The organism is Rhodopseudomonas sp. AAP120 (genome assembly GCF_001295845.1).
Lineage (GTDB): Bacteria > Pseudomonadota > Alphaproteobacteria > Rhizobiales > Xanthobacteraceae > Rhodopseudomonas.
In genome coordinates, this window is the sequence record NZ_LJIC01000023.1 from 26,992 (window position 1) to 35,502 (window position 8,511).

Annotated in this window: 8 protein-coding genes; 1 reads left to right on the forward strand and 7 read right to left on the reverse strand. The window is 66.5% G+C overall.

Annotated features, from left to right (window positions below; genetic code table 11):
- Positions 1–275 precede the first annotated feature (275 nt).
- The 6 genes from IP86_RS05515 to IP86_RS05540 all read right to left on the reverse strand — a co-directional run bounded on the left by IP86_RS05515 (position 276) and on the right by IP86_RS05540 (position 6,561).
- Positions 276–1,076, reverse strand: coding sequence for an MBL fold metallo-hydrolase (locus tag IP86_RS05515; RefSeq protein WP_054161518.1), 801 nt, complete (start codon positions 1,074–1,076; stop codon positions 276–278).
- A gap of 22 nt (positions 1,077–1,098) precedes the next feature.
- Complete coding sequence (locus IP86_RS05520) at positions 1,099–1,887, reverse strand: TatD family hydrolase (RefSeq protein WP_054161526.1); 789 nt, start codon at positions 1,885–1,887, stop codon at positions 1,099–1,101.
- A 4-nt stretch (positions 1,888–1,891) separates the two neighbouring features.
- A complete protein-coding gene (gene metG / locus IP86_RS05525) occupies positions 1,892–3,436 on the reverse strand; it encodes a methionine--tRNA ligase (protein ID WP_054161519.1) in 1,545 nt (514 codons plus the stop codon).
- An 82-nt stretch (positions 3,437–3,518) separates the two neighbouring features.
- Positions 3,519–4,559 carry a DNA polymerase III subunit delta' gene (locus IP86_RS05530; RefSeq protein WP_054161520.1) on the reverse strand — a complete coding sequence of 347 codons (1,041 nt, stop codon included), beginning with the start codon at positions 4,557–4,559 and terminating at the stop codon, positions 3,519–3,521.
- The gene (gene tmk / locus IP86_RS05535) at positions 4,556–5,302 is read right to left on the reverse strand and encodes a dTMP kinase (protein WP_054161521.1); all 747 of its coding nucleotides are present in this window, start codon (positions 5,300–5,302) and stop codon (positions 4,556–4,558) included. The genes IP86_RS05530 and tmk overlap by 4 nt, the downstream gene beginning before the upstream one ends.
- 2 nt (positions 5,303–5,304) lie before the next feature.
- Positions 5,305–6,561, reverse strand: a complete 1,257-nt coding sequence (locus tag IP86_RS05540; protein WP_054161522.1) for a D-alanyl-D-alanine carboxypeptidase family protein — start codon at positions 6,559–6,561, stop codon at positions 5,305–5,307.
- 162 nt (positions 6,562–6,723) lie between these two features.
- Here IP86_RS05540 and IP86_RS05545 point away from each other — a divergent pair, with 162 nt between their 5' ends.
- Complete coding sequence (locus IP86_RS05545) at positions 6,724–7,671, forward strand: alpha/beta fold hydrolase (protein ID WP_054161523.1); 948 nt, start codon at positions 6,724–6,726, stop codon at positions 7,669–7,671.
- A 34-nt stretch (positions 7,672–7,705) separates the two neighbouring features.
- Here IP86_RS05545 and IP86_RS05550 read toward each other — a convergent pair.
- Positions 7,706–8,511, reverse strand: an 806-nt coding sequence (locus IP86_RS05550; protein WP_054161524.1) for a septal ring lytic transglycosylase RlpA family protein, incomplete at its 5' end; no start/stop codon positions are given.

Sequence of the window (8,511 nt, forward strand, 5' to 3'; positions counted from 1 at the left end):
CGTTCTCCGCGCATGAAGCATTTGACCAACTATGCGCAGACGAACTGTTAGCAATTTCCGAATGCGCTCGAACGGAATGTGATCCGCGCCGTCGTGCCACGCGTCGGAACACGCGAAGCGGCGCGCCAAATCACGTAGTTGTTGAGCGGGTTTCGATGGGGCGGAGTATCAGCGGCCCGAGTTCCTTGGCGGGAACCGTCCGGAGTGACCAACTCACGACATTCCGGCGGGCTTCCTCATCTCCCCGCGCGATGTTCGGTCAAGACGCCCGGAGATCAGCCCGGAATCTCCAGCCGCATCCCGTCGAAGCCCGGCACCACCCCCTCGGGCAATTGCTTGCGCAGCGTCTCGTAGTCGATATCGGCGTGCATGTTGGTGATCACGGCGCGCGTCGGTTTGAAGCGGGCGATCCATTTCAGCGCGGTCTCGACGTTGAAGTGGCTGGCATGATGCTTGTAGCGCAGGCCGTCGATGATCCACATCTCGAGGCCTTCGAGATGCGGGAAGCTCTCGGGCGGGATGTCGTGGACGTCGGGCGTATAGGCGGCGCCGCCAATGCGGTAGCCGAGCGCCGGGATGTCGCCGTGTTGAACCAGGAAGGCCGACAGCGACAGCGCGCCGCCTGCCCCGTCGATGCTGCGGCCTTCGCCGGCCTCGATCGGATGCGCGTCGAGGATCGGCGGGTAGGAGCTGCCCGGTGGCGTTTCGAAGCAATAGGCGAAGCGCAGCAGCACGTGATCGGCCGTCGACTTGTTGAGATACACCGGAATGCGCCGACGCATCGCCATCACCACCGAGCGCAGATCGTCGATGCCGTGGGTCTGGTCGGCGTGCTCGTGGGTCAGGAACACCGCGTCGAGATGGTCGACGTCGGCGTCGATCAGTTGCTCGCGCAGGTCCGGCGAGGTGTCGATCAGCACGCGCGTGATGCCGTCCGGCGTGACCCGCTCGGCGAGCAGCGAGCAGCGGCGACGGCGGTTCTTCGGATTGGACGGATCGGCGGCGCCCCAGCCGAGCGCCGGGCGCGGCACGCCGGCGGACGAACCCGAGCCGAGAATGGTGAGCGTCAGGGTCATGGGTGCTCCGTCGCGAAGTGGATCAGGCAGCGGCGGGCGCCGGCACCTTGCCGAACAGGCGGAAGAAGTTCTCGGTGGTCTGGCGCGCGATCTCGTCCAGCGTGACGCCGCGCGTCTCGGCCAGCACCTTGGCGGTCTCGACCACGTAAGACGGCTCGTTGCGCTTGCCGCGATACTTGCCGGGCGCCAGATAGGGCGAGTCGGTCTCGACCATGATGCGGTCTGCCGGCAGCTCCGCGGCGAGATCGCGCAGCGCCTGCGACTTCTTGAACGTCAGAATGCCGGTGAACGAGATCAGCAGCCCGAGATCGATGGCTTTCATGGCGAGTTCGCGGCCTCCGGTGTAGCAATGCAGCACCGCGCGAAAAGCTCCCTTGGCCATCTCGTCTTCGAGGATGCGGCCGCAATCCTCGTCGGCCTCGCGGGTGTGGATCACCAGCGGTAGACCCGTCGCACGCGCCGCCGCGATGTGGGTGCGAAAGCCCCGCTCCTGCGCATCGCGCGAGCCGTGCTCGTAGAAGTAATCAAGCCCGGCTTCGCCGAACGCCACCACCTTCGGGTGCTGCGCCAGCTTGACGAGCTCGTCGGCGCTGATGCCGTCTTCCTCGTCAGCCTGATGCGGATGCGTGCCGACCGAGCAGTACACGTTGGCAAACCGCTCGGCGATCGCCAGCAGCTCCGGCAGCCGCTTCACGCGTGTCGAGATCGTCACCATCCGCCCCACCCCGCTCGCCTCGGCGCGGGCGACGATGCCGGCGAGGTCGTCGGCAAAGTCGGGGAAGTCGAGGTGGCAGTGGCTGTCGACCAGCATCGGCTCAGCCTGCCGCCGGCTCGACATAGCGCGGGAAGATCGGCGCCGGCGCCGGCAGCTTCGTGCCCGGCACGATCCGCGTCGGCAGCGCCGCAAAATCGCGCGCATCCGCGGCAACGCCGAGGATGTCGAGCAGCTTCGCCGCCGCAGTCGGGATCGCCGGCTGCGCCAGGATCGCGATCTGCCGCAGCACCTCGGCGGTGACGTACAACACCGTCTTCTGCCGCGCCGGGTCGGTCTTGGCGAGCGCCCACGGCGCCTCGCCGGCAAAGTAGCGGTTGGCTTCCGCCACCACCGCCCACACCGCGTTGAGCGCCTGATGGATCTGCTGCGTCGCCATCGCCGGCCGCGCCAAATCGATCATGCCGTCGGCCATCGCCAGCATCGCCGTGTCGGCCTCGCTGAACTCACCGTGTGGCGGCACCTGGGCGTCGCACTGCTTGGCCACCATGGTCAGCGAGCGCTGCGCCAGATTGCCGAGGTCGTTGGCGAGATCGGCGTTGATGCGGTTGACGATCGCCTCGTGATTGTAGCTGCCGTCCGAGCCGAACGGCACCTCGCGCAGGAAGAAGTAGCGCACCTGATCGACGCCGTATTGATCGGCGAGGTTGAACGGGTCGACGATGTTGCCGACCGACTTCGACATCTTCTCGCCCTTGTTGAACAGAAAGCCGTGGGCGTAGACGCGCTTCTGGATCGGGATGCCCGCCGACATCAGGAACGCCGGCCAGTACACCGCGTGGAAACGGATGATGTCCTTGCCGATGACGTGGACGTCGGCCGGCCAGTAGTGCCAGTTCTTGTCGGCTTCGTCCGGGAAGCCAACGCCGGTGATGTAGTTGGTCAGCGCGTCGACCCAGACATACATCACGTGCTCGGGATCGTTCGGCACCTTGACGCCCCAGTCGAAGGTGGTGCGCGATACCGACAGATCCTTGAGCCCGCCCTTGACGAAGCTGATCACTTCGTTGCGGCGCGCATCGGGACCGATGAAGTCCGGCTGATCTTCGTACAGCTTCAGAAGTTTGTCCTGATAGGCAGACAGCTTGAAGAAATAGCTCTTCTCCTCGACCCATTCGACCGGCGTGCCCTGCGGGCCGCGGCGCACCTGATCGTCGCCGACGACGGTCTCGTCCTCGGCGTAATAGGCCTCGTCGCGGACCGAGTACCAGCCCGCGTAACTGTCGAGATAGATGTCGCCGTTCTTCTCCATCCGCTTCCAGATCTCCTGGACCGAGCGGTGATGGGCCTCCTCCGAGGTGCGGATGAAGCGGTCGTAGGAGATGCCGAAGCGGTCGTCCATGTCGCGGAAGCGGCCGGCGTTGCGGGCGGCGAGCTCGGCCGGCGTCAGGCCCTCGCGCTGCGCGGTCTGGATCATCTTCAGGCCGTGCTCGTCGGTGCCGGTCAGGAAGAATACGTCCTTGCCGTCGAGCCGCTGGAAGCGCGCCAGCGCGTCGGTCGCGATCGCCTCATAGGCGTGGCCGATATGCGGCGCGCCGTTCGGATAGGAGATCGCGGTGGTGATGTAGAATGACTTTCGCTGCGCCATGTGCGCGGACGCCTTTCAATGATCGATCGTTTTGAGAGCGGCGGCGAAGACCATCGGCCGGCAGATCGCGGCCGAAACGGCGTCAGCGCACCGCCTCCGCGAGCTGCCCGAACACCGAGAACACCAGCGGCTTGCGCTCGAGATTGTAGGCTTCGGTGTCGCGCGCGGCGCGGCCGATCTTTTCCCACACCTCTGCCAGCCGTGCAAGGCGCGGCAGTTCCGCGTTGGCATCGGGCGTGCGCAGCCGGCCGGCGACCCAGCGGTCGACGCTGTCGACAAACGCCTGCAGCGTGGCGCGGTCGGTGCCGCCGATCGCCTCGCCCAGCGCATGCAGCGCGCGCGGATCGACGTTGGGCAGGCTGTCGAGCAGCGCCGTCGTCTTCTGGTGCAACGTCAGCGCATCGCCGCCGAGCAGCGTCAGCGCGCGCGATACGCTGCCTTCGGATGCCGTCGCGGCGTCCGCAAGCTTGGGATCGGCTGCCTCAAGGTCGGTCGCGGCGACCGCGGCGCGGATCACGTCGTCGGTCGAAAGCGGCCGCAGCATCAGCTTGCGGCAGCGGGACAGGATGGTCGGCAACACGCGTGCCGGCGAGTTGCTGATCAACAGAAACAGCGAGCGCTGCGGCGGCTCCTCGATCACCTTCAAGAGCGCGTTGGCGGAGGAGGCGTTGAGGTCGTCGACGGTATCGACGATGCAGACGCGCCAGCCCTCGACTGCGGCGGTCGAGCCGAAGAAGCCGATGGTCTCGCGAGATTCATCGACGGTAATGACATTGCGCAACACGCCCTTGTCGTTGACCGAGCGCTCCAGCGTCAGCAGCCCGCCATGCGCCTCGGCGGCGACGAGACGGACGACCGGATGCTCCGGATCGAGCGCCAGCGTGGCGGCGCCCTGCACCGGATCCGACTGCGGATCGCGATGCGCGAGCACGAAGCGCGCCATCCGATAGGCCAGCGTCGCCTTGCCGATGCCCTGCGCGCCGCCGAGCAGCCAGGCATGGGCGATCCGGCCGCTGCGATAGGCATCGAGCAGCGCCTGCTCGGCGGCCTGATGGCCGAACAGCGCCGTGGTCTCGCGCGGCGGGCGCGCGGTGATGTCGGCCGCAGCCTTGCGCGCGCTCATGCCGATCGTGCCTTTGCTTTGGACTTGGTCTTGCCGCGCCCTTTTGCGCCGGGCTTACCGGGCGGCTTGGCCTGCGGCCAACCGAGCATCCGGTCCTGCACCGTCAGCCAAATCCGGTCGGCGACAAGCTTCGGCTCGCCCTCCGCGTCGATCAGCACACAGCGCTCGGGCTCGGCTGCCGCGATCTGCCGGTAGGCGTCGCGCAGCTTGCGGTGAAAGTCGGCATTCTCGCCCTCGAAGCGGTCGGGCGCCTCGGCGCCCCGGCGGACGGCGGCGCGCTTCAGTCCGATCTCGACCGGAATGTCGAGGATCACGGTGAGGTCCGGCTTCATCGCTCCGATGGTGACGTCCTGCAACGCGTTCAGCAGCGCCGGGCTGACGTCGCCGAGCTTGCCCTGATACACCCGGGTCGAGTCATAGAACCGGTCGCACAGCACCCAGGCACCGCGCGCCAGCGCGGGCTCGATCAGGGTTCGGACGTGATCGTCGCGCGCCGCGGCGAACAGCAGCGCTTCCGCCTCCGAGCCCCCAATCAGATGACCGATCCCGGACAGCAGCAGATGCCGGATGATCTCGGCGCCTGGCGAACCCCCAGGCTCCCGCGTCACCACTGTCGCCTGCCCCGCTTTCGCCAGACGTTCGGCCAGCAATTTGATCTGGGTCGACTTGCCGGCCCCCTCGCCGCCTTCGAAGGTGATGAAACGACCGCGTGATGAACCGGTTTGCGGGGCTTGTTCAACCATTCTCAGAGCTTCGCCATACCGGCCCGGAATGCCCCGATCACCAGTTCGCTAGCGCCGTCCAAGGCACGGCGCATCGTTGAACCGGTCGGATTGGCCTCGGCCGCCTGCAGCGGCACCTCGACCGCCAAGTTGGGACCGCGCCAGACCCGCACGACGCCGATCCTGCGACCAGCCTCGACCGGGGCCGCGACCGGGCCGGTGTAGACGATCCGGGCGATCAGCTTATCGGTGCCATTCTTGCGCACCATCACCCGCACCGACTCGGCCGGCGTCAGCGCCACATAGCGTTTCTCGCCGCCGAACACCCGGGCGTAGCCGACGGTGGCATCGGCGGCGAACAGCGGGCGCGATTCGAAATTGCGGAAACCCCATTCCAACAGCTTCTTGGCCTCGGTGGCGCGGTCGTCGATGTCCTCGACGCCGTTGACCACCACGATCAGCCGCATGCCGTTTTGCACCGCCGACCCGACCAGGCCGTAGCCGCCGTCTTTGGTGTAGCCGGTCTTCAGGCCGTCGGCGCCCGGCATCGCGTTCAGCAGCGGATTACGGTTGGTCTGGCGGATCTTGTTCCAGGTGAATTCCTTCTCGCCGAACAGCTTGTAGTAGTCCGGATAGGTCAGGATGATGTGACGCGCGAGCCTCCCCAGTTCGCGCACGCTCATCTTGTTGGCCGGGTCCGGCAGGCCGTTGGAATTGGCGAAGGTCGATTGCGTCAGCCCGAGCTCGCGGGCCCGCTTGGTCATCCGCTCGACGAACGCCTGCTCGGTGCCGGCGATGCCTTCCGCCAGAGCGATACAGCTATCGTTGCCGCTCTGAATGATCGCCCCGTGCAGCAGATCGTCCACCGATACGCGGCTGTGGATCTCGGCGAACATCGTCGAATTGCCGGCCGGTGCGCCGCCGCGGCGCCAGGCGTATTCGCTGATCTTGTAGTCGTCGGTGAGCTTGATCTCGCCCTTGGTCAGCAGATTGAACACCAGCTCGACCGTCATCAGCTTCATCATGCTGGACGGCGGCCGTAGTTCGTCGGCGTTCTTCTCGAACAGCACGCTGCCGCTCTCGGCATCGATCAGAATCGCGCTCGGCGCATCGGTGTCGTAGCCGCCGACCACCTCCTCCTTCTTGGCGCCCTGCACGCTCTGGTTCGCAGCCAGCGCTGGGCCGGTGCCGATCGCAATTGCCAACACGCCCGCCAGCAGCGCGCGCCACGGCCGGGCGCAACGCGGGCGGACGAAAATCAGCGAGGTGAGCACAGCCATACAGCAAGTTCCGGGAGCAACTTCGAACCAAGGCGCACGTTTCCACGATGCGGTCGGACAGCTTACGCGGGCCGTTTTCAATTGTGGTGACGCTGGATCAATCCTATCGTGAGCGCCGCTGCGCTTCCAGATAAACTCCAATCAATTCAGGGCGGAAACGGAATGGAATCGACCAGGACCGTCGCGGTCAACGGGATCGAATTGTTCGTGCGCGAGCAGGGTGAAGGCCCGCTGGTGCTACTGTGCCATGGCTGGCCCGAGCTGTCCTATTCCTGGCGCCACCAGATCGGTGCGATCGCAGACGCAGGTTTCCGGGTCGTGGCTCCCGACATGCGCGGTTTCGGCCGCTCGAGTGCGCCGCAGCCGATCGAGGCCTACAGCATCTTCGATCTGGTCGGCGACATGGTCGCGCTGGTCGCCGAGTTGAAGGAAAGCAGTGCGATCATCATCGGCCACGATTGGGGCGCGCCGGTCGCCTGGCATGCGGCGCTGTTCCGGCCCGACCTGTTCACCGCCGTCGCCGGACTCAGCGTTCCGCCGCCGTGGCGCGGCAAGGGCCGGCCGCTCGATCTGCTGAGCGCCGCCGGCGTCACCAACTTCTACTGGCAGTATTTCCAAAAGCCCGGGGTCGCCGAGACCGAGTTCGAGCGCGACGTCGCGGCGACGATCCGCGGCATGCTGTGCGGCGGCTTCGCCGATCGGGGACGGTCGCTGTTCGTCCCCGAAGGCCGCGGCTTCATCGGCCGCTCGGCGGCGTCGCTGCCGCTGCCGCCGTGGCTGACCGAAACCGAACTCGCCTACTTCATCGAGCAATACAAGCAGAGCGGATTCCGCGGCGGGCTGAACTGGTACCGCAACATCGACCGCAATTGGGATCTGACAGCGCCTTGGCAGGGTGCGCAAATCCGTCAGCCGGCGCTGTTCATCGCCGGCTCGAACGATCCGGTGATCTCGGACAAGATGAGCGGCAAGCACCTCGCAGCGATCGAGCGGGTGCTGCCCAACCTCAAGCAGAAGTTGATCATCGACGGTGCCGGCCACTGGATCCAGCAGGAGAAGCCGGCCGAGGTCAACGCGGCGCTGATCGGCTTCCTGAAGCAGGTGACGTAACGGCGACTACCTCAGGACGGCGTCGCGGAGCAGCTCAGTAAAGCCCGCGCGCCGACAGCAGGTTGCCGATCTGGTCGTCGCCGCGCGCCGGTGCTGCGCTTTCGCGTGGTTCGGCGGAGGCATAGTTGCCGTCTCTGTCGTAGGACACCATGCGGGTGTTGTGGGCCAGCGTCCGGCCGTTGCTGCGGGAGCTGCGCGAGGCGGAGATCTCCGACGTGGCGCTGACCGAGGCGACATCCACGGCAGTATTGCCGAGCGAATATGGCCGCCCTTCCGGCAGCGGCACGTCGCCGCGAATCGCTCGGCTTGCCACTCCACCGCCCTGCATATCCGGCACGAACGGGCGAGCGGAGGCGATCCTGACCGTCGAAGGCGCTGGCGCCGGCTCGTTGGTGCGCAACGTCGCCATCAGCTGGCGGTCGTCGGAGCCTTCCAGCGGCGCCCGGCCGACATATTCGACACGGACGCGCGCAGTACCTTTGTGTTTGAATTCAAGTAGTTCGGCGGCTTTGTTGGAAACGTCGATGAGCCGATTGCCGTGATACGGTCCGCGGTCGTTGATGCGAACGACGAGCGAGCGGCCGTTGCTGAGATTGGTGACGCGGGCATAAGACGGGATCGGCAGGGTGGGATGGGCTGCCGATAGCGAGGCCATGTCGAACACCTCGCCATTGGCGGTCAGCCGGCCGTGGAAGTCGTCGCCGTACCAGGACGCCAGCCCTTCGGCGCGATAACTGGCGTCCTCCTGAGGGACGTAAGTCCGGCCGGCCACCACGTAGGGCTTGCCGACCCGATAGGTCCCCCCGCCTTTCGGCACCGGCTCGCCGGGGCCGACGACCC